Annotated in this window: 16 protein-coding genes; 9 read left to right on the forward strand and 7 right to left on the reverse strand. The window is 73.6% G+C overall.

Annotated features, from left to right (window positions below; all coding sequences use genetic code 11):
• The first annotated feature begins 44 nt into the window (after positions 1 to 44).
• Complete coding sequence (locus ACFWNV_RS02690; protein ID WP_383939392.1) at positions 45 to 1,742, forward strand: sigma-70 family RNA polymerase sigma factor; 1,698 nt, start codon at positions 45 to 47, stop codon at positions 1,740 to 1,742.
• Between the two features lie 175 nt (positions 1,743 to 1,917).
• A complete protein-coding gene (locus ACFWNV_RS02695; RefSeq protein WP_383939395.1) occupies positions 1,918 to 4,467 on the forward strand; it encodes a Helicase associated domain protein in 2,550 nt (849 codons plus the stop codon).
• 60 nt (positions 4,468 to 4,527) lie between these two features.
• Here ACFWNV_RS02695 and ACFWNV_RS02700 read toward each other — a convergent pair whose 3' ends face one another.
• Entirely contained in the window at positions 4,528 to 5,919 is a 1,392-nt protein-coding gene (locus ACFWNV_RS02700; protein ID WP_383939398.1) for a glutamate decarboxylase, read from the reverse strand.
• Between the two features lie 133 nt (positions 5,920 to 6,052).
• Between ACFWNV_RS02700 and ACFWNV_RS02705 the strand changes: the two genes are divergently transcribed.
• The 5 genes from ACFWNV_RS02705 (at position 6,053) to ACFWNV_RS02725 (ending at position 10,565) form a co-directional block, all read left to right on the forward strand.
• A complete protein-coding gene (locus ACFWNV_RS02705) occupies positions 6,053 to 6,940 on the forward strand; it encodes a PepSY domain-containing protein (RefSeq protein ID WP_383939401.1) in 888 nt (295 codons plus the stop codon).
• 33 nt (positions 6,941 to 6,973) lie between these two features.
• Entirely contained in the window at positions 6,974 to 7,672 is a 699-nt protein-coding gene (locus ACFWNV_RS02710; protein WP_383939404.1) for a response regulator transcription factor, read from the forward strand.
• Positions 7,669 to 9,108 carry a sensor histidine kinase gene (locus ACFWNV_RS02715; RefSeq protein WP_383939407.1) on the forward strand — a complete coding sequence of 480 codons (1,440 nt, stop codon included), beginning with the start codon at positions 7,669 to 7,671 and terminating at the stop codon, positions 9,106 to 9,108. The genes ACFWNV_RS02710 and ACFWNV_RS02715 overlap by 4 nt, the downstream gene beginning before the upstream one ends.
• A gap of 189 nt (positions 9,109 to 9,297) precedes the next feature.
• Positions 9,298 to 9,702, forward strand: a complete 405-nt coding sequence (locus ACFWNV_RS02720) for a tyrosinase family oxidase copper chaperone (RefSeq protein WP_383939410.1) — start codon at positions 9,298 to 9,300, stop codon at positions 9,700 to 9,702.
• A complete protein-coding gene (locus ACFWNV_RS02725; RefSeq protein WP_383939413.1) occupies positions 9,702 to 10,565 on the forward strand; it encodes a tyrosinase family protein in 864 nt (287 codons plus the stop codon). The genes ACFWNV_RS02720 and ACFWNV_RS02725 overlap by 1 nt, the downstream gene beginning before the upstream one ends.
• Here ACFWNV_RS02725 and ACFWNV_RS02730 read toward each other — a convergent pair.
• Complete coding sequence (locus ACFWNV_RS02730; RefSeq protein ID WP_383939416.1) at positions 10,505 to 11,227, reverse strand: response regulator; 723 nt, start codon at positions 11,225 to 11,227, stop codon at positions 10,505 to 10,507. The two genes, ACFWNV_RS02725 and ACFWNV_RS02730, sit on opposite strands and share 61 nt — an antisense overlap.
• A complete protein-coding gene (locus tag ACFWNV_RS02735; protein ID WP_383939419.1) occupies positions 11,224 to 12,837 on the reverse strand; it encodes an ATP-binding protein in 1,614 nt (537 codons plus the stop codon). Before ACFWNV_RS02735 ends, ACFWNV_RS02730 begins: the two co-directional genes overlap by 4 nt.
• Positions 12,838 to 12,964: 127 nt before the next feature.
• On the opposite strand from ACFWNV_RS02735, the gene ACFWNV_RS02740 reads away from it, so the two are divergent.
• Together ACFWNV_RS02740 and ACFWNV_RS02745 are read left to right on the forward strand one after the other, a co-directional pair.
• On the forward strand, positions 12,965 to 14,317 hold the full coding sequence (locus tag ACFWNV_RS02740) for a cation:dicarboxylate symporter family transporter (RefSeq protein ID WP_383939422.1): 1,353 nt from the start codon (positions 12,965 to 12,967) through the stop codon (positions 14,315 to 14,317).
• 227 nt (positions 14,318 to 14,544) lie between these two features.
• Positions 14,545 to 16,356, forward strand: coding sequence for a S8 family serine peptidase (locus ACFWNV_RS02745; protein ID WP_383939424.1), 1,812 nt, complete (start codon positions 14,545 to 14,547; stop codon positions 16,354 to 16,356).
• Positions 16,357 to 16,389: 33 nt separating this feature from the next.
• Here ACFWNV_RS02745 and ACFWNV_RS02750 read toward each other — a convergent pair whose 3' ends face one another.
• The 4 genes from ACFWNV_RS02750 to ACFWNV_RS02765 form a co-directional block, all read right to left on the reverse strand.
• Entirely contained in the window at positions 16,390 to 17,832 is a 1,443-nt protein-coding gene (locus tag ACFWNV_RS02750) for an alpha/beta hydrolase family protein (protein ID WP_383939426.1), read from the reverse strand.
• Positions 17,833 to 17,910: 78 nt separating this feature from the next.
• On the reverse strand, positions 17,911 to 18,591 hold the full coding sequence (locus ACFWNV_RS02755; RefSeq protein ID WP_383939429.1) for a (2Fe-2S)-binding protein: 681 nt from the start codon (positions 18,589 to 18,591) through the stop codon (positions 17,911 to 17,913).
• A gap of 1 nt (position 18,592) precedes the next feature.
• Positions 18,593 to 19,132, reverse strand: a complete 540-nt coding sequence (locus ACFWNV_RS02760; protein ID WP_383939431.1) for a hypothetical protein — start codon at positions 19,130 to 19,132, stop codon at positions 18,593 to 18,595.
• A 140-nt stretch (positions 19,133 to 19,272) separates the two neighbouring features.
• Positions 19,273 to 20,325, reverse strand: a complete 1,053-nt coding sequence (locus tag ACFWNV_RS02765) for an SIS domain-containing protein (RefSeq protein ID WP_383939434.1) — start codon at positions 20,323 to 20,325, stop codon at positions 19,273 to 19,275.
• Positions 20,326 to 20,445 lie beyond the last annotated feature (120 nt).

Below are 20,445 nucleotides of genomic sequence, written 5' to 3' on the forward strand. Positions count from 1 at the left end.
GGTATTGGGCATCATCGAGCGCCGGTACGGACAGGGACTTTTCTATGAGCACTCAGCACACGGCAGCACTCGTGGCCGCGGCCCGCGCGGGCGATCCCCGCGCACAGGACGACCTGGTCAGCGCCTATCTGCCGCTGGTCTACAACATCGTCGGGCGGGCCCTGAACGGGTCCGTCGACGTGGACGACGTGGTGCAGGACACCATGCTGCGGGCGCTCGACGGGCTGGGCGGCCTGCGCGACGACCACAGCTTCCGGTCCTGGCTGGTCGCGATCGCCATGAACCGGGTGCGCGCCCACTGGCAGGCCCGCCGGAGCGCCCCCGGCGAAAGCGGCCTCGAGGCCGCCTGGGAGCTCGCCGATCCCGGCGCCGACTTCGTGGACCTGACCGTCGTACGGCTCCAGCTGGAGGGTCAGCGGCGCGAGACGGCCCGTGCCACGCGCTGGCTGGAGCCCGACGACCGGGCGCTGCTGTCCCTGTGGTGGCTGGAGTGCGCCGGGGAGCTGACCCGCGCGGAGATGGCGGACGCGCTGGAACTGTCCCCGCGGCACACCGCGGTACGGGTGCAGCGGATGAAGGCGCAGCTGGAGGCGGCCCGGGTGGTGGAGCGGGCGCTGGGCGCCCAGCCGCCCTGCGAGGACCTGCGGGCGATGGCGGCGAGCTGGGACGGGCTGCCCTCGGCGCTGTGGCGCAAGCGAATAGCCAGGCACGCCCGGGAGTGCCTGCGGTGCGCCGGGCTGTGGAACGGACTGGTCCCGGCCGAAGGGCTGCTGGCCGGACTGGCGCTGCTGCCGGTCTCGGTGGCGCTGGTCGCGGGCGTACGGGCCGCCATGGACTCCGGCTTCGCCTCCGCGGGCCTGGCCACCGCCGCCGGGGCGTACGGCCCGGGCGGCTCCCCCGCGGACGCCGGGCACGCAGGCGGCGGCCACGCGGGCGGCGGTCACGCGGGCGGCGGCAGCAGCCCCGAAGCGCAGTTCGCCGTGACGGGCGGCCCCGGAGACGGCCGCGCCTCGCTGCGCAAGCAGCGGCGCACCCGCGGCCGGCGCCGGGTCATCGGTGGCGCGGTGCTCGCCGCCTGTGTCGTGGGAGGCGGGGTGACCTACCTCGCCACCCGTCCCGGCACCGGCTCCCCCGAGGTGCCGCCGGCCGCGCTCGTGGCACCGCAATCGGGGACCGCGCTGCCCCCCGAGGCGGCCTCCCCCACCCCGAGCCCCTCGGTGTCCGCCTCCCCGAGCGCCTCGACGAGCCCCAGCCCCAGCCCCAGCGCGACTCCGAGTCCGAGCGCGACCCCCACGCCCACCCCGAAGCCGACCCCGAAGTCCACCCCGCCGAAGAGCCCGGCTCCCGCCCCGCCGGGCGGCAGCATGGCCGCGCAGGTGATCTCCCTGGTCAACTCCGAGCGCGCGAAGGCCGGCTGCGGGCCGCTCAAGGAGGACGCGCAGCTGCGTACGGCTGCCCAGGGGCACTCCGACGACATGGCGCGGCGGGACTTCTTCTCGCACACCAACCCGGACGGCGCGGATCCGGGCAAGCGGACCACCGCCGCCGGGTACCGCTGGTCCACCTACGGCGAGAACATCGCGAGGGGCCAGCGGACCGCGGCCCAGGTCATGGATTCCTGGATGAAGAGCCAGGGCCACCGCGAGAACATCCTCAACTGCTCCTTCAAGGACATCGGCGTGGGCATCCACACGGGCGCGGGCGGTCCGTGGTGGACGCAGAACTTCGGGGCCCGGATGTAGGGCCTCCCGCTACCCCGCATGAGGGGCCCCGCCACCCCGCGTGCAGGGCCCTCCCGCCACGCTGCGTCGCGCTCCGCCACGCTCCGCCGCACCCCCGTCTCCGCGATCTCCCCGCAATGATTCAAAATGGGGGCAAGATAGGAGCTGGAAGCAAACCGGCAGATCACGGTGGGAGGTGGGGCGCATCAGCAGGCAGAGGCTCCGTCCGCACCAGCGCGAGGCCGTCGACGCCGCGGTGCGGGCGCTGGAACTGCCCGCCGGGCGCAGGGTCCCACGGACCGGGCTCCGTACGCAGGTCATCATGGCAACGGGCTCCGGCAAGTCGCTGGTGGCCGTGCACACGGCCGAGGAACTGCGGGCCGGCCGGGTCCTGGTGCTGGTGCCCTCCCTGGACCTCCTCGTACAGACCGCGGCGGCCTGGCGCGAAGGCGGCCGCACCGGCCGTGCCTTCGCCGTGTGTTCGCTGCGCGGCGAGGACGCGGGGGTGCCCACCACCACCGACCCGGCCGAACTGGCCGGCTGGGCGGGCCCGCCCGTCGACCGGGTCACGGTGTACGCCACGTACGCCTCGCTCGGCCTGGGCACCATCGAAGGCGCGCACCGCGAGGGGCTGCCCGGCTGGGACCTGATCGTGGTCGACGAGGCGCACCGGACCTCGGGGCGCATCGGCAAGCCCTGGGCGGTGGTGCACGACAACGTCCGGATCCCTTCGGTCCGCCGGCTGTACATGACGGCAACTCCGCGGGTCTGGCAGGACGGCGAGGGTTCCGCGTCCGCCGAGGGCGACGAGGCCGCCGGGGGTTCCGACCAGCCGGAGGGGGTGCGCGGCCGGGGCGACCTCGTGGCCTCCATGGAGGACGATCCGGACGGGCCGTTCGGCGCGCGCTGCTACACCCTGACCCTCTCGGAGGCCGTCGACCGGGGCATCTGCGCGCCCTACCGGGTGGTCTGCGTGGACGTCAGCGATCCGGAGTTCCAGGCGTCGGTACTGCTCGGGGCGGACGGCCGCTCCGACGCCGTGCGCGGGGTGCGGCTCGCGGCGCTCCAGACGGCGCTGGTGACGGCGGCCGTGAAGCAGGGGTTCCGGCGCACCCTCGTCTTCCACCACCTGACCAAGGAGGCCGAGGCCTTCGCGGCCGGGCTGCCGGCGGTGGCCGCCCGGCTGCGCGCCAAGAGCTGGGCACCGCGTCCGGTGTACCCGCGCACCGTCTGGGCGGACTGGCTCTGCGGCCAGCACACGGCGGCGCACCGGCGCAGGGTGCTGTCCGCCTTCGCGGACGACCGGGTCGCGGACAAGGCCTTCCTGGGCAGTGTGCGGGTGCTGGGCGAGGGCGTGGACACCAAGGAGTGCGACTCGGTGTTCTGGGCCGACGTACGGGGTTCCATGCCCGACCTGGTCCAGGCCGTCGGCCGGGCGCTGCGCATCCGGCCCGGGGAGGGCAAGGTCGCCTCCCTCGTGGTGCCGGTGCTGCTGGGGCCCGGCGAGTCCCCGGAGACGATGCTGACCTCACGAGCGTACGGGGACCTCGCACGGCTGCTGGAGGCGCTACGGGCCCACGACACCCGGCTCGTCGAGTCCCTGGCGCAGCCCCAGGCCCCGAGCCGGCGCCCGGCTGCGGGCGGCGCGGAGTCCGTGGCCGGCCCCGGGCTGCGCGACGGCGCGCAGTCCCTGCTGAGCTTCTCCACCCCCCGCGACCCGGCTCTGCTGGCGGCCTTCGTCCGGCTGCGCGTCCTGCACCCGGAGCACGAGCACTGGCGGCGCGGGGTGGAGGCCGCCCGCATCTATGCCGGGCTCGCCGGGGACCTCAAGGTGCCCTTCGCGTTCAAGGTGCCCGCGAAGACGGACGTACGGGCCGACGCGAAGACGGACGTACGGGCCGACGCGCGGGCGGACGCCGCCGCCAGGGAGGAATCGGGAGCCGGGGCTCCGTGGCCGCCGGGGCTGGCCCGGTTCCCGCTCGGCCAGTGGATCGCCGATGCCCGGCGCACGTACCGGCGCGGGGCGCTCGGCCACCGGCGGGTGGCGCAGCTCGACGAACTGGGCATGGTGTGGAGCCACTTCGACGTGGCGTTCGAGGAGGGGCTCGCGGCGGCGAGCGGCTGGGCCGCCGAGCACGGTCACCTGCTGCCTCCCGTGGACGCCACCTGGCGCGGCGCCCCGGTCGGGGTCTGGGTCAAGAACCAGCGGGCGGCGGCCCGCCGGGAGGGGCCCGGCGCCCTGTCCGAGGAGCGCCGGGAGGCTCTGGAAGCTCTCGACGCCTCCTGGTGTCCGTCCTGGGACATCTCCTGGCAGCGGGCCTTCCACCTGACCCGGGTCCACCTGGACGCGGGCGGCGGGCTCCCGGTGCGCCCCGGGGAGGCCGTGGCGCAGGGCGAGGACCTCGGCGTGTGGCTGCGCGGCCAGCGCGCGTCCTGGGAGCGCCTCGCCTGGGCCCAGCGCTGGCTGCTGGAGCACACCCTCGGGGTGACCCCGGCCGAGGGCGCGGACCGGCCGAGGCCCCGGGTCGCCCACTCGGACGCGTGGGCGGCCCATCTGGAGGCGGCCCGCCGGTTCCACGACCGCGAGCGCCACCTGCGGGTGCCGCGCGCGCACGTGGAGCGGGTCGGCGACCGCGACCTGCGCCTCGGCTCCTGGATCGCCAACCAGCGCTCCCGCGCGGCGTCCCTCACCCCGGAGCGGACGGCCGCGCTGACGGAGCTGGGGATGCGCTGGCCGGCGCCCTGAGCGCCGGGGCCGCCCGTCCCGCCGGGCCCGCTCGTGCGGGCGGACGCCCCTGACCCCGGGTCAGTGGTGGAAGCCGGACCGGGGCGGCGCCGCGGGGACGGGCTGCGGGTGCGCGATCAGGTGTTCCACGGCGAGGCGCAGGTCGGAGACGAGCAGGGCGATCTGGTCGCGGGTCACCCCGTGCCGGATCAGGACCCGCTGGATCACCGTGTCGTCCCGCTCGGCCGGCAGCGGGTACGAGGGCACCTGCCAGCCGCGCATCCGGAGCCGGTCGGAGAGGTCGTACAGGGTGAAGCCGGCTCCCTCCGGGTCGGTGAGCCGGTAGGAGACGGCGGGCAGCGCGCCCTGGCCGTCGTAGAGCAGGGTGAAGGGGCCGATGGTCTCGATCTCCCGGGCCAGGTACTGGGCGGTGTCGGCGCAGGCCTGCTGGACCCGGCGGTAGCCGCCCCGGCCGAGGCGCAGGAACAGGTAGTACTGGGCGATGATCTCGCCGCCCGGCCGGGAGAAGTTGAGGGCGAAGGTGGGCATGTCCCCGCCGAGGTAGTCCACGGAGAAGACGAGGTCCGCCGGGAGCAGATCGGCGGTGCGCCAGACGATCCAGCCGACGCCCAGCGGGGCGAGGCCGTACTTGTGCCCGGAGGTGTTGACCGAGGCCACGCGCGGCAGCCGGAAGTCCCAGACCACGTCGGGGTGGAGGAAGGGGGCCACGAAGCCGCCGCTGGCGGCGTCCACGTGGATCGGCACGTCCCAGCCGTGCTCGGCCTGGATCCGGTCGAGTTCGGCGGCGATCTCGGCGACGGGCTCGTAGACGCAGGTGTAGGTGACGCCGAGGATGGCGACGACGCCGATGGTGTTCTCGTCGACGTTGGCGGCGAGCTGCTCGGGGCTCAGTCCGGTGGCTCCGGGCAGCAGGGGGAGCTGGCGGAGCTCCACGTCGAAATACCGCGCGAACTTCTCCCAGCACACCTGGACGGGGCCGCAGACCAGGTTCGGCCGGTCGGTGGGCAGGCCGGCGGCGCGGCGGCGCTCGCGCCAGCGCCACTTGAGGGCGAGGCCGCCGAGCATGGCGGCCTCGCTGGAGCCGGTGGTGGAACAGCCGGTGCCGGTGGTGCCGGCGGGGGCGTTCCACAGGTCGGCCAGGATGTTGACGCAGCGGGCCTCGATCTCGGCCGTCTGCGGGTACTCGTCCTTGTCGATCATGTTCTTGTCGAGGCACTCGTTCATCAGCCGGTGGACCCCGTCGTCCGACCACGTGGTGCAGAAGGTGGCCAGGTTCTGGGCGGCGTTGCCGTCGAGGAGCAGCTCGTTGTGGAGGAGCTCGTAGACCACCTCGGAGGGCGAGTGGTCCTCGGGCATCCGGTACTTGGGGAGGATCTCGCCGCTGAGGGTGGACGCGAACACGTCCGTCTCGGCGTCGCGGGCACGCAGGTCCTTCGTCTCGTGGAGAGCCATAGCGGGACTATATCGGGATCAACCCGGACGGATCATCCTGAAGTCGCCTTCAGGATGCTTCAGGGAGGGTTCAGGAGGGCCCCCGAGAGTGGAGTCATCACCAGCCGGTGAGACAGCCGCTCGGGAGGGCCCCATGCACGTCCGCACGACCGCCACCGCCGCCGCCGCCACGACAGTCACCGCCACGGCCACGGCCGCCGGGAAGGCCCCGGCCGCCGCGCGCCGGCGCCACCTGCTGGCCGCCACCCTCGCGGCCGGGGCCCTCACCCTCTCGCTCACCGCCTGCGGCGGCTCGGGCTCCGACGCCGGCGTGGACAAGGCCCGCGCCGCCGGCAGCGCGGCCCCGGCCGCGGCCTCGGCGCCGGCCCCCGAGCCCTCCGGCACCCCCGCGGCGGCTCCGGAGCAGGGCCCGGCCGAACAGGGCGGCCCGCAGACCTCCCGCATCCAGGCCATGGCGACCGCCGAGGAGTCGGTGCCCGGCGGCAGGATCACGGACGTGGAACTGGAGACCCAGGACGGCACCGAGGTCTGGGCGATCGACGTCGTGACCGCCGAGCCGCGCGTGCACAACCTCACCGTGGACGCGGCCACCGGGGCGCTGCTGGGCAACCGGGCCGACCGGATGCCGGAACGGGCCCGCCAGCACCTGGAGATCCCGCTCGCCAAACTGGCCGCCGCGAGCGTGGACCGCGAGGACGCGGTCCGCACCGCCGTGGCGAAGGCGGGCGCGGGCTTCGTCTCCGAACTGTCCATCCAGGGCACCGAGGGCGGGCCGCTGTGGCAGATCGAGGTCAGCGACGGCCCGGTCCGGCACGCGATCGACATCGGCGCGAAGACGGGCGGGGTGGCCCGCCACCAGAAGGAGGAGGACCGCCGCAACGACAACGGCGACGACCCCGAAAACGGCAGCGGCAGCGGCGACGGCAGGAGCTCCGGCCGCCCCTCCGAGCAGGAGATCCGCGACCGCTCCGACAACCTCGGACAGGACCACTACGACTGGTCGCAGCACACCCGCCGCTGAGGAGACCCCACACCAATAGGTAGGATCCGGACAATGAGCAGCATATTGATCGTCGAGGACGAGGTCTCCCTGACCTCCGTCCTGCGCCGCGGATTCGAGGCCGAGGGGCTCCGGGTCGACGTGGCCCACGACGGGCAGGAGGGTCTGCGGCTCGCGCTCACCGACGCCTACGACGCGATCATCCTCGACGTGATGCTGCCGGGCCTCGACGGACACCGCGTGTGCCGGACCGTACGGGCCGCCGGTCTCTGGACTCCGATCCTGATGCTCACCGCCAGGGACAGCGAGTACGACGAGGCGGAGGGCCTCGACACCGGCGCCGACGACTACCTCACGAAGCCCTTCTCCTACCTGGTGCTCCAGGCCCGCCTGCGCGCCCTGCTGCGGCGCGGGGCCGCCGGCCGGCCGGCCGTCGTCGAGGCGGGCGACCTCGTACTGGAGCCCGGGACCAGGAGGTGCACCCGGGCCGGTGCCGAGATCCCGCTCACCGCCAAGGAGTTCGACCTCCTCGCGGCGCTCGCGCGGCGGCCGGGGGTCGCGGTCTCCAAGGGCGCCCTGCTGGAGGAGGTCTGGGACCTGCCCGCCGACAGCGATCCGAACGTGGTGGAGGTGCACGTGAGCGCGCTGCGCCGCAAGCTCCACGGCCCCTTCGGGGACACCGCGCAGCCGCTGCTGCACACCGCGCGCGGGATCGGCTACCGGCTCGTCCCGCAGCCCGCCGCCACCCCGTGAAGCGCCTCCGGCCGCGGCCCCACTCAGTCGTCCGCGCCTCCTCCGGCTCCCCCCGCTTCCGGCTGCCGCTCGGCTCGGTCCGCGTGCGGACCATGCTCGGGGCCGTCGCCATCGTCACCGTCGCACTGCTCGCCGCCTGCGCGGGCCTGCTCGGGGTGATCCGCCACGGGCTGGTCGGCTCCGCCGAGCGCACCGCGCTGACCCGCGCCGAGGCCGTCGCCGGGGTGACCGGCTCGGGGCGGCTCGTCGACCGCCTCGCCGTACCCGAGGGTGAGGACAGCCTGCTCCAAGTGGTCACCGACGACGGCCGGGTCCTCGCCGCGAGCCACAACCTGGCCGGCCGCGGCCCCGTGGCCTCCTTCGAGCCCGCCGACGGCCACGACGCGGCCGCCCGCAGCCTGGACCTGGCGCTGCGACCCGATCCCCGCCCCCACCCGTTCCGGCTCGTCGCCGTCCGGGCGAAGACCGCGGACGGTGCGGGGGTCACCGTGTACGCCGCCACCAGTCTGGAGACCGCCCGGTACACCCAGGGCCTGATCCTGCGCTCCATGGTCCCCGGCATCCCGCTGCTGGTCCTCCTCGTGGCCGCCGTCACCTGGCGCTCCACCGGGCGGGCCCTGCGTCCGGTGGAGGCGATCCGTACCGAGGTCGCGGAGATCACCGAGCGGGACCTGGGCCGCCGGGTGCCGGTGCCGGCCTCGCGCGACGAGGTCGCCCGGCTCTCCCGGACGGTGAACTCCACTCTGGACCGGCTGGAGGAGTCCATGGACCGTCAGCGCCGGTTCGTCGCCGACGCCTCGCACGAGCTGCGCAATCCCATCGCCGCGCTCCGCGCGCACGTGGAGGTCGGGATCGCCCATCCGCGGCTCCTGCACGGCGGAGAGCTGCTGGACGACGTGATCCGCGTACAGCAGCTCGCGGACGACCTGCTGTTGCTGGCCCGCCTCGACGCGGGCCAGACCCCCGAGCGGACCACCCTCGACCTCGGCGACCTCGTACGGGACACCCTGGCCCGGCGCCCCGAAGGGCGGGTACCGGTGTCGGCATCGGTATCGGCGCCGGCCGAGGCGGGCACCGCCGGGGCACCTGCCCTGGTCCGCGGGAACCGCGGGCAGTTGGCCCGGGTGCTGGACAACCTGCTCGACAACGCCCAGCGGCACGCCCGCGAGACCGTCACGGTGACCGTCACCACCGGACCCGGCGAGGTCGTCCTGGAGGTCCGCGACGACGGCGGCGGAGTCCCCGGGGCGGACCGGGAGCGGATCTTCACCCGCTTCACCCGGCTCGACGCCTCGCGCAGCCGGGACGCGGGCGGGACCGGTCTCGGGCTGGCCATCGCGCGGGACATCGCAGCGGCGCACGGGGGGACGCTGAACGCCGGACCGGGCCCCGGAGGGCGGTTCTCACTGCGGCTTCCGGCCGACTCCTCGGTGTGATCCCTTCCATAGCCACCCCGTGTGACCGCAGGATTTCCTGTCCATTAAGCTTTTTTGCATAGGTCTTCCCGTCCGGACCGCTGGAGCCGGTGCGGACGGGAAGATCATCCAACTAGTTCGACCGGCAACTTATCCGCGCATGTCCGGATAGCAGTCCTCTGTTCTCGGCGCCCTGATACCTCTTCGGCCATGAACAAGATCACCCGCCGACAGGCCTTGGGCGCCACTGCCGGCGCACTCACCGCCCTCGGCCTCGCAGGCGCCACCGCGCACGCCGCCGTCACCGGATCCCGTACCGCTGTCCCCGCCACCCCCGCGGGCACCGTCGACGAGGTCTACCAGGGCCGCCGGATACGGATAGTCCCCGCCGCGGGCGGCGGGGACGACCACGGCGGCCACCACGGGGGCCACCAGTCCCCCGGTCTGCCGACCGTCCTCATAGACGGCCGCGAACTCCACGTGATGCGGAACGCCGACGGCAGCTGGATCAGCGTGGTCAACCACTACGAGACCTTCTCCGGCCCGCTCCCGCTCGCCCGCGCCGCCGTGCGCGATCTCCAGGGCGCCGTCCTCCTCCCGATGGGCGGCATGTGATGACCATCCGCAAGAACCAGGCCGCGCTCACCCCCGAGGAGAAGCGGGCGTTCGTCGCCGCGCTCCTGGAGCTGAAGCGCACCGGCCGCTACGACCGCTTCGTCACCACGCACAACGGCTTCATCATGAGCGACACCGACTCGGGTGACCGGGTCGGCCACCGCTCCCCCTCCTTCCTGCCCTGGCACCGGCGGTTCCTGCTGGAGTTCGAGGCGGCGCTGCAGGCGGTTGATCCGTCGGTGGCCCTGCCCTACTGGGACTGGACGGCCGACCGGACCGCCCGCTCCTCCCTCTGGGCCGCCGACTTCCTCGGCGGCACCGGGCGGGCCCGGGACGGGCAGGTGCTCGACGGAGCGTTCGCGTACGCGGCGGGCAAGTGGGAGATAGCCGTACGGGTCGACGGGCGCTCCTACCTGCGGCGCGCGCTCGGCACCGGGGTGGCCCAGCTGCCGACCCGGGCCGAGGTGGACGCCGTCCTCGCGATGCCGGTGTACGACGCGGCTCCCTGGAACAGCTCCTCCGGCGGTTTCCGCAACGCCCTGGAGGGCTGGCGCGGGGCCAACCTGCACAACCGGGTGCACGTGTGGGTGGGCGGCCAGATGGCCACCGGGGTCTCCCCCAACGACCCGGTGTTCTGGATGCACCACGCCTTCATCGACAAGCTGTGGGCCGACTGGCAGGCGCTGCACCCGCAGTCGGCCTACCTGCCGGCCGCCGGCACCCCGAACGTCGTGGACCTCAACGACACCATGCGGCCGTGGAACGACGTGACCCCGGCCGACATGCTGGACCACCGGAAGTTCTACACCTTCGACACCGAGCCGGTGCTCGCCCCGGCCGGGGCCGCCGCCAGCCAGCGGTAGTGCAGTTCGGGGCGGCCGACCTGGCCGTACCGGGGGGTGCGGTCCGCGCGGCCGGTGTCCACCAGGTGTTCCAGGTACCGGCGGGCGGTGATCCGGGAGATCCCGGCCGCCTCGGCCGTCCCGCCCGCGGTCAGCCCCTCGGGGGCCGCCCGCAGCAGCGCGGCGACCCGGTCCAGGGTCGGCCCGCCGATGCCCTTGGGGAGTTCGGCCGGCCGGGGTGAGCGCAGGGCCGCCATCGCGCGGTCCACATCGTCCTGGCCGGCCGCCTCGCCCGCCGCCGACGCGCGGAACTCGGCGTAGCGCAGGAGCCGTTCGCGCAGGGTGGGGAAGGCGAAGGGCTTCAGTACGTACTGCACCACCCCGAGGGAGACGCTCTCCCGGACGACCCCCAGGTCCCGCGCCGAGGTCACCACGATCACGTCGGCGGGGTGGCCCGCGGCGCGCAGGCGGCGCGCGAAGCGCAGGCCGTGCCCGTCGGGCAGGGTCAGGTCGAGCAGCAGCAGGTCGATCCGGGTCCGTTCCAGGACCCGGGTCGCCTCCGCGAGGGAGTGGACGGCCCCGACGGCGGTGAAGCCGGGCACCCGCCCGACGTAGAGCGCGTGCGCGTCGGCGGCCACCGGATCGTCCTCGACGACCAGGACCCGCACCTCGGACGTGCTCATGCGTCCCCTTCCCCGCGCGGCTCCCTGCGCGCCGGCAGTCGTACGGTGAACCGCGCGCCTCCGTCCGGCAGTCGGCCGGCGTCTGCGCTGCCGCCGTGCCGGTCGGCCACCTGCCGCACCAGGGCGAGGCCCAGGCCCCGCCCCTCACCCTTGCCCGACCAGCCGCGCCGGAACACGTCCGCTCCCTCGGGGAGTCCGGGGCCGTTGTCGGCCACGCCGATCAGCACCCCGCGCCCGTGGGGCCCGTCCGGGCCGTCGGGGCGGATGGTGACGGAGATCCGCCCGCCGGGCACACCGGTCAGGGCGTCGACGGCGTTGTCGACGAGGTTTCCGAGCACGGTGACGAGGTCCCGCGCGGGCGGGCCGCCGGGCCCGGCGCCGATGACTCCGCTGTCGGGGGTGACGACCAGCTCGACGCCCCGTTCGTGGGCCTGCGCGGCCTTGCCGAGCAGCAGGGCGACGAGCACCGGCTCGCCGACGGCGGCGATCACCTCGTCGGTCAGGGCCTGGGCCAGGGACAGTTCGGCGGTGGCGAAGTCCACCGCTTCCCGGCTGCGGCCGAGTTCGATGAGGGAGACCACGGTGTGCAGCCGGTTGGCCGCCTCGTGGGCCTGTGCGCGCAGCGCCCGGGTGAATCCGCGTTCCTGGTCCAACTCTCCGGTCAGCGAAAGCAGTTCGGTGTGGTCGCGCAGGGTGATCACGGTGCCCCGGCGGCCGCCGCCCGCGACGGGCGCGCTGTTGAGCACGAGCACGCGGTCCACCGTCAGGTGGACCTCGTCCACCCGGGGGCGGTCGGAGAGCAGGGCCCCGGTGAGGGGGGCGGGCAGGCCGAGGTCGGCGGCCGCGGTCCCCTTGACCTCCCCGTGCAGGCCGAGGAGTTCGCGGCCCGCGTCGTTGACGAGGGTGATCCGGCGCCGGCCGTCGAGCATGAGCAGTCCTTCGCGGACCCCGTGCAGGGCCGCCTGGTGGTAGTCGTACATCCGGCTCAGCTCGGCCGCGTTCATCCCGTGGGTGTGGCGGCGCAGCCGGGCGTTGACGACGTAGGTGCCCGCTCCGCCGAGGGCGAGGGCCCCGCCGGCCACCCAGGCGAGGGCGGAGAGCCGCGCGGCGAGGCGGGCACTGACCGAGCGCACGGTGATCCCGGCGGCGACCATGCCGATGACCCGGCCGTCGTCGGTGATCGGGGTGACCACGCGGAGGGAGGGGCCGAGGGTGCCGGTGTAGGTCTCGCTGAAGGTCTCGCCGCGCAGGGCGGGGGCGGTGTTGCCGAGGAAGGGTTCGCCGATGCGCATCGGGTCGGGGTGGGTCCAGCGCCGTCCGTCCGGAGCCATGATCGTCACAAAGTCCACGCCCGCGTCGATGCGGACCCGCTCCGCGTAGGGCTGTAGGGCCTCGTGGCCGTTCCCCCGGGCCGCCTCCCGTACCGACGGGGAGTCCGCGACCGCGCGGGCCACCGCTCCGGCCTGGCTCCGGGCGGCCTCCTCGGCCTGGTCGCGGGCGGTCGCGTACGCGAAGACGGCGCAACCGGCGACGACCGCGGCGACCAGCACCACCTGCATGGCGAAGAGCTGACCGGCGAGGCTGCGCGGCGGCCGGGGGAAGCGGAACATGGCGCTCAGTGTGCACCCGGGCGTGAACTCTATGAACGCAAGGGTGACCGGGGTCACAGCGGCGGGCGATGGTCCTCCCGGGACGCCTTCGCCATCGGGGAGGCGAAGTGCACTACCGGGAGGCATCGTGGCCGCCAGGCGCGACAAGACGCATTATCTGTACATCGCGGTGATCGGTGCGGTGCTGCTCGGCATCGCCGTCGGGTTCGCCGCGCCCGGCGCGGCCGTGGAGCTCAAGCCGCTGGGCACCGGTTTCGTCAACCTCATCAAGATGATGATCTCTCCGGTCATCTTCTGCACGATCGTGCTGGGCATCGGATCGGTGCGCAAGGCCGCCAAGGTCGGCGCGGTGGGCGGGCTGGCGCTCGGCTACTTCATGGTGATGTCCACGGTGGCGCTGGCCATCGGGCTGGTGGTGGGCAATCTGCTGGAGCCGGGCAGCGGGCTGCACCTGACCGAGGCGGCCCGGCACGCGGGCGAGGCACAGGCCAAGGCCGGCGGCGCCGAGAGCACGCCGGAGTTCCTGCTGGGGATCATCCCGACCACGCTGGTGTCGGCCTTCACCGGGGGCGAGGTGCTGCAGACCCTGCTGGTGGCGCTGCTCTGCGGGTTCGCGCTGCAGGCCATGGGCGCGGCGGGCGAGCCGGTGCTGCGCGGCATCGGGCACGTGCAGAAGCTGGTGTTCCGGGTGCTCGCGATGATCATGTGGGCGGCGCCGGTGGGCGCGTTCGGCGCGATCGCCGCGGTGGTCGGGGCGACCGGAATGGACGCGCTGAAGTCCCTCGCGGTCATCATGATCGGCTTCTACACGACCTGTCTGCTCTTCGTCTTCGTGGTCCTCGGCACGCTGCTGCGGCTGTGTACGGGGATCAGCGTCTTCGCCCTGCTGCGCTACCTGGGCCGGGAGTTCCTGCTGATCCTGTCCACCTCCTCCTCGGAGTCGGCGCTGCCGCGGCTGATCGCGAAGATGGAACACGTGGGCGTCTCGCGGCCGGTGGTCGGCATCACGGTCCCGACGGGCTACTCCTTCAACCTGGACGGCACCGCGATCTATCTGACGATGTCCTCGCTCTTCGTCGCGGAGGCGATGGGCAAGCCCCTGGCCCTCGGCGAGCAGATCTCCCTGCTGCTGTTCATGATCGTGGCCTCGAAGGGCGCGGCCGGGGTGACGGGCGCCGGCCTGGCCACGCTCGCCGGAGGGCTCCAGTCGCACCGGCCTGAACTGGTCGACGGCGTCGGCCTGATCGTGGGCATCGACCGGTTCATGAGCGAGGCGCGGGCGCTGACCAACTTCGCGGGCAACGCGATCGCGACCGTGCTGATCGGCACCTGGACCAAGGAGTTCGACCGGGACCGGGCCACCGAAGTCCTGGCGGGACGGCTGCCGTTCGACGAAACCACGCTCACCGACGAGGCGTACGAGCAGGCCGCGGCCGTACCCTCACAGCCGGGCGGCACCAAGGACGGCATCCCCGTCTGACGGGGCCGCCCGCGGACCGGCCGGGCAGGGCTCGCCCCCACGGTGCCCAGCCCGGCCGGACCCGACACCTCGTACGGGAGTCATTTTCCAGCCAAGATCGGATGAACGGTCTAGCTGTAAAAGGTACTTCCATATCGGGGCACGGTTCTGACATCTTGCGTCCACCACTCGTTTCGTACGGCCCGGTAGGTGCCACCCGCACCGCAGGGCCGTCTTCGGAGGACGCATTGATACCCCACATATCCAGCCGACCTCGACGCACCCTCGTACTGGCGGCCGCCCTGGCGGCCCTGGCCTTCGGGGCACCGGCCGCGCTCGCCGGCACGGCGCCCGTATCCCCGGCCGGGATTCCCGGCACCTCCGCCCCCGCCAAGGCCAAGGGCCAGGCCCCGGCGCCGACTTCCCAGAGTGCGACCTGGGCTGCCGGCACCCGCGCCTACGTGGTGATCACCGCTGCCGGTGACAGCTCGGCGGTCCGTTCCGCCGTCACGGCGAACGGCGGCACGGTCTTCTCGTACTACGACCAGATCGGCGTGATCGTCGCCCACTCGACCTCCTCGACCTTCGCCGCCACCCTGCGCGGGGTCAGCGGGGTCCAGAAGGTCGGCGCGACGCGCACCTCGGACGTGCCGGCCGACGCCTACAACCCGGCGCTGCCCGCCAACCCGTCCCAGTCGACGACCCCCGCGGGCGAGCCCGTGCGCGCCGACATGAGCCAGATCAAGGCCGACCAGGCCTGGGCCGTGACCACCGGATCGGCCTCCGTCAAGGTCGGCATCCTGGACACCGGCGTCGACGACCAGCACCAGGACCTGGCGCCGAACTTCAACGCCGCGGACTCCGCCTCCTGCGCCTACGGCAAGGCGGACACCCGGGTCGGCGCCTGGCGCGACGTGGACACCCACGGCACGCACGTGGCCGGCTCCGTGGCCGCCGCCAAGAACGGCAAGGGCGTCGTCGGCGTGGCCCCCGGCGTGAAGATCTCCTCGGTCCGCGTGGCCGAGCCGGGCACCTCGCTGTTCTTCGCCGAGAACACCATCTGCGCCTTCGTGTGGTCCGGTGACCACGGGTTCAAGGTCACCAACAACAGCTATTACACGGACCCGTGGCAGTTCAACTGCCCGGACAACATCGACCAGGCCGCGATCATCGAGGGCGTCAAGCGCGCCCAGGAGTACGCGGAGAGCAAGGGCTCGCTCCAGGTCGCCGCGGCGGGCAACGAGGACTACGACCTCGCCAACAAGACCACGGACTCGGCGAGCCCCAACGACTCGACGCCGACCACCCGGACCATCACCAACGCCTGCCTCGACATCCCCACCGAGCTCCCGGGCGTGGTCACGGTCGCCGCCAACGGCACCGGAACCACCAAGGCCTCGTTCTCCAACTTCGGCCAGGGCGTCATCGACGTCGCGGCGCCGGGCAGCAACGTCTACTCCACGGCTCCGGGCGGCGGTTACAGCACCAAGAGCGGTACCTCGATGGCCACCCCGCACGTCGTGGGCGTCGCGGCGCTCATCGCCAGTGCCAACCCGACCTTCACCCCGGCGCAGATCCGCACCGCGCTGGCCACCCAGGCCAACGACACCGCCTGCCCGTCGGACACCCGCTGCAAGGGGACCACGGCCAACAACGGGTTCTTCGGCGAGGGCCAGGTCGACGCGCTGAAGGCGGTCGGCGGCTCGACCCCGCCTGCCGGGAAGTACTTCGAGAACCTCACGGACGTCGCGATCACCGACAACGCGACCGTGAACAGCACCCTCACCGTCAGCGGGGTGACCGGCAACGCGCCGGCCACCCTCAAGGTGGGCGTGGACATCAAGCACACCTACATCGGTGACCTCAAGGTCGACCTCGTGGCTCCGGACGGCTCCGTCTACGTCCTGAGCAACCGGGCCGGCGGCAGCACGGACAACATCATCCAGACCTTCACCGTCAACGCCTCCAGCGAGGTCGCGGGCGGTGTCTGGACGCTGCGGGTGAACGACAACGCCAACGCGGACACCGGCAAGATCGACGCCTGGAACCTGACCTTCTAGCCGGCCGGCCGGCTCCTGTCCGCTGCCGCCCGGTCAGCGGTGCAGGACGTCGGCCAGCCAGTCGAAGACGAGGTCGCAGTGCTGTTGCGGGGCCATCGGGGAGCAGTGCAACTGCGCCCCGGTGGCCTCCGTCAGTTTCACGTACTCGCGCCGCGAGCGGAGCAGGTCGTACATCCGCTGGGGCTGGCCGGGGTAGAACTGCTCGAAGTCGTAGTCCAGGACGAGCGTCGGGGCCTTGATCCGCGGGACGACGGCGGTGACGTCGAGGCTGATGGCCCGCTGGGCCGGGGTCCACAGGTCGGTGAAGATCCGCCCGGCGCGGGCCGCCCGCAGCGCCTCCTTGGAGAAGATCTCGAACCGCTTCTTCACCGTGTAGGCGAGCTGCGGGGTGAGCTCGGGTACCACCTCCTCGTTCCACACCCGGTTGGTCTCCGCCTTGTCGGCGGTGACCACGTCGCGGAGTTCCTTGTCGAAGCCGAGCCACGGGCTGACGCAGCCGGGCTGGCAGACGAGGGCCGCGATACGGGGTTCGAGGGCGGCGGCGCGGGCGACGAGGTTGCCGCCCATGCTGAGGCCCGTGAGCGCGATGCGCGTGCGGTCCACGTCCTCGCGCTGCTCCAGCCAGTCGATCAGCGGGCCGACCACCTTCTCCCAGCGGGGCGTGAAGGACAGCTCCTGGACGAAGAGGAGTTCGCCCTGGCCCGGACCGTCGTAGACGAGGGCGTTCCAGCCCCGGTCCAGCGCCGCGGACACCCCGTAGGTCCACATGTCGACGTTCTGGCCGTCGCTGCCGTTGGTCAGGATGACGGTCGGCCGGGGTTCGGACGGTCGGTGCCCTTCGGGGCGGAAGAACCAGACCGGCAGCCGGGTGTTGCCGTACGGGACCTTCGCGCGGACGGCGGCCGGGGAGCAGAGCTGCGTGAAGGTGTCCCAGGCTCGGCGCCCCTGGAGGTAGACCTCCTGCTCGTCGCCGGGGCGGTCGGTGCCCAGTACGTAGAACAGGGCCTGGGCGTAGTACTGGGACGCCCGCAGCGAGCGGAACCTGCGGGTCTGCGAGGGGGTTTCGCTGCCGTGCCGGACGGCGGCCGGGGGCGCGGCGAGACGGTCGCCCCAGCCGCGGAAGGTGTCGGTGAAGGTCTGCTCGGACAGTCCGGCGGCGTTGATCGTGTTGACGGCGGTGAGGACCTCGCCGACCTCGGAGGCCCGCATGCCGGCGGCGCCCAGGGCGAAGAGTCCGGCGAAGTTGAATCCCGGGTCGGCGAAGAGCTTCATCGCGCCCGGCGAGGGGTCGGGGGCGGCGGCGGCCCGGGGTGCCGTCGTGGCGGGCGCCGGTGCGGCCGACGCGGGGCCCGCACCCGCTCCGACGGCGAGGGCTCCGGCCCCGGCGGCGGCGAAGCCGGTCAGGGCGGTGCGGCGGGAGACCCCGCGGGCGGGGGCGGGGGCGGGGGCTTCGGAGGCGGTGTGTTCGTGCTTCATGGCAGGGAACGTAGAAGCGCCGGCGGGCGGTTCGCCGTGCGCCACACGCTCAGTTGCTCCGAACGGCCCCGGGCTCCGTTACCGGGTCCGCAGGACGCAGTCCCCGCAGAGTCCGCCGCCGGGCACCTTGTAGTACAGGCAGCAGCTGCGGCGCGTGAAGGCCACCCCGAGGCCGGGTTCGTGGAGATAGGTTCCGGTCCCGCCGAGCGGGCCGCCGTCGGCGAGCAGCCCCGCGGCGAGCTCGGCCGCCGCCTCCCCCGGCACCCGGTCCGTGAGCACCCGGACGGCGCCGACCAGCCCGGAGGCGGCGTTGCCGCGCAGCACCAGCGGTGAGACTCCGAACTGCTCGCGCAGCGCCGTGTCGAGCACCGCGAGGTTGCCGAGGACGGTGTCCGCGAGGGCCCCCGCCGGGGTTTCCCCGGGGAGTTCGGCGGGCTCGGGCAGCCACAGCTCCAGCGACCCCGCGCCGGGCAGCCGCCACCACAGGCTGCCGGGGCCGAGGTCCGGGACCCGCCCGGCGAGCACGGCGCAGCCGAGCCCGAGCGACCAGAGCCGCGAGACGATCCCGAACTGCGCGGTCGAAGCCGCCACCCGCCCCGGCCCGCTGCCGATGCGCCGCCCGACTTCGGCGACGTAGGGCCCGAGCCGCTCCCCGTAGAGCTCCCCGAGCGGCCGAAAGCCCGGCCCGGGCGGCTCCTCCCCACAGGCCACGGTGAAGAAGGGCCCGACGGAGCGCAGCTCCCGCAGTACGCCGTCCACCTCAGGCTCCGTAGCCGTCGTCAGGCAGACTCGGGTCCGTCTCCGGGCAGGCGCCGTGGTTCAGTCCGTACGTACCCGCCTTCTCCAGCGGCCAGTCGGCCGTGCCCGGATCCTCGCCGTCGGGCGCGACGAAGACGAAGTCGGCGACGATGCCGGGATCCGGGTCGGTCAGGAGCGTGCGCTGGTCCGGCAGGGTCGGCGACCACTGCGTGCGCCAGGCGATTCCGGCGGCCTCGAGGACCGCGGTGAACCGCGACTCGGTGACCGGTGTCGAGACGCTGTATCCCCGTTCGCGGCCGGCCCCCGGGATCTCCAGCCCGTCACGCCAAACGGGTACGAACATCCGGTCGAGCAGCCGGCACCGGCAGAAGACGATCTCCAGACCGCCGTAGCAGAACCAGTGCGGCCAGCGCCGCTCCTCCTGGATGCGCCCCGACCACTCGGGCTCCCCCTTCGCCACGATGAGATCGGACAGCCGGGCACCGACGAAGAAGTCTCCGAACCTACCGGTGGCGGCGAGGCGGACAAGGTCCGTCGACAAGGGATCCATCCGTGCATGATCCCAGGCCGCACGCGCGCGTCCCGGGCCGGGGAGCGGTGGGGCTCCGAGGGTCGGCGCACACATGCCACGACCCGCGGGATCCGGAGGGTCCGCGGGTCGTGGGGGCGGTCTGCCGGGGCTCAGGCCTGGGTGAAGGCCGCTACCTCGAAGTCGGACATGTCGAGGCCGCCCTGCTTGGTGTCGTCGTTGGCGAAGACGAAGGACTCGATCGGGACGTTCCGCTCGGCGCTGAGCTGAGCCACCAGTTCCTGGAGGACCACCGTCTCCAGGACGACGCGGACCGCGTCCGCGACCGCGGGCAGGCGGACGACCGACAGGCTGTCCGCGGGCTCCACCTCGGCCGTGGTCATCAGCAGCGTGAGGTGGCCGGCGCCCGCCAGCGAGCGGGCCAGCTCGATCTCGCGGCCGTCGCCGTAGACGAGGTGGAGGGTGTTGCCCGCCGACTCCATCTCGCCGTGCAGGTAGTTGCGGGTCGCGGAGTGGGCCGCGGTCATCCGCACCACCTCGCGGAGCAGCAGCGCGCCCTCCTCGGCGGAGGCGCGGGAGGCCCCGGCGGCCACGCCGTCGGAGGCGATGCAGCGGGCGCCGCGCTCCCGCAGGCCCGCCACGATCTCGGTGGCCTGCGCGTGGATCGCGGTGGTCTGCTCGGCGATCTCTCCCCACGGGTCGCCCGCGCGGCCCGCGACGGCCCCGGCGATCAGGTCGAGGGCGACGATCGTGCCGGTGTAGCCGATGGTCGAGGCGTACGAGTCGGGCTCGTTGCCGAGGTCCACGGTGAGGTCGGCGAGGTCGCCGAGCGGGGACGGGACGACGTTGAGCAGGGCCGTCTTCGTGATGCCGGGGGCGGCGCACTCGAAGGCGGCGATGGTCTCGGAGCTGCGGCCGCCCTGGGAGACGGCGATCAGGCAGTCGGTGTCGAAGCCGGCGGTGCCGGTCTCGATCTCGCTGGACAGCACGCGCTGGGTGACGATCCCGGCGTCGCGGAGCTGCTGCACGGGGACGGCGAGGGCGGCGTACGAGGCTCCGATGCCGGTGAACAGGGGACGCTCGGCGGCGCGCAGTCCGGCGAGTTCCGGGGAGGCGAGCTGGGTGCGGACGCGGTCGGCGATCCGGGCGAGGGCGGCGCCCTGGTCGGCCTGGCCTTCGAGGAACGTGATGCGGGATCCGGACATGGTGGGGGTCCTTAGCGAAGTCTGGGGGTCGCGGGCCCCCGCCGGGTCGGGCGGGCGGGGGCGGGCGATCGTGCGGAGGGGTCGGGCGGAACGGTCGGGCGGGGCGGGGCCGGTCGGCGG

Origin of the sequence: Streptomyces sp. NPDC058401 (assembly GCF_042722885.1) — a bacterium.
Taxonomy (GTDB): domain Bacteria; phylum Actinomycetota; class Actinomycetes; order Streptomycetales; family Streptomycetaceae; genus Streptomyces.

Bases quoted from the DNA above. Each gene is read 5' to 3' on its own strand.
- ACFWNV_RS02735 (WP_383939419.1), bottom strand. From the start codon at position 12,837: ATGTTCCGCTTCCCCCGGCCGCCGCGCAGCCTCGCCGGTCAGCTCTTC.
- ACFWNV_RS02720 (WP_383939410.1), top strand. From the start codon at position 9,298: ATGAACAAGATCACCCGCCGACAGGCCTTGGGCGCCACTGCCGGCGCA.
- ACFWNV_RS02750 (WP_383939426.1), bottom strand. From the start codon at position 17,832: ATGAAGCACGAACACACCGCCTCCGAAGCCCCCGCCCCCGCCCCCGCC.
- ACFWNV_RS02730 (WP_383939416.1), bottom strand. From the start codon at position 11,227: ATGAGCACGTCCGAGGTGCGGGTCCTGGTCGTCGAGGACGATCCGGTG.
- ACFWNV_RS02710 (WP_383939404.1), top strand. From the start codon at position 6,974: ATGAGCAGCATATTGATCGTCGAGGACGAGGTCTCCCTGACCTCCGTC.
- ACFWNV_RS02765 (WP_383939434.1), bottom strand. From the start codon at position 20,325: ATGTCCGGATCCCGCATCACGTTCCTCGAAGGCCAGGCCGACCAGGGC.
- ACFWNV_RS02690 (WP_383939392.1), top strand. From the start codon at position 45: ATGAGCACTCAGCACACGGCAGCACTCGTGGCCGCGGCCCGCGCGGGC.
- ACFWNV_RS02700 (WP_383939398.1), bottom strand. From the start codon at position 5,919: ATGGCTCTCCACGAGACGAAGGACCTGCGTGCCCGCGACGCCGAGACG.
- ACFWNV_RS02725 (WP_383939413.1), top strand. From the start codon at position 9,702: ATGACCATCCGCAAGAACCAGGCCGCGCTCACCCCCGAGGAGAAGCGG.
- ACFWNV_RS02705 (WP_383939401.1), top strand. From the start codon at position 6,053: ATGCACGTCCGCACGACCGCCACCGCCGCCGCCGCCACGACAGTCACC.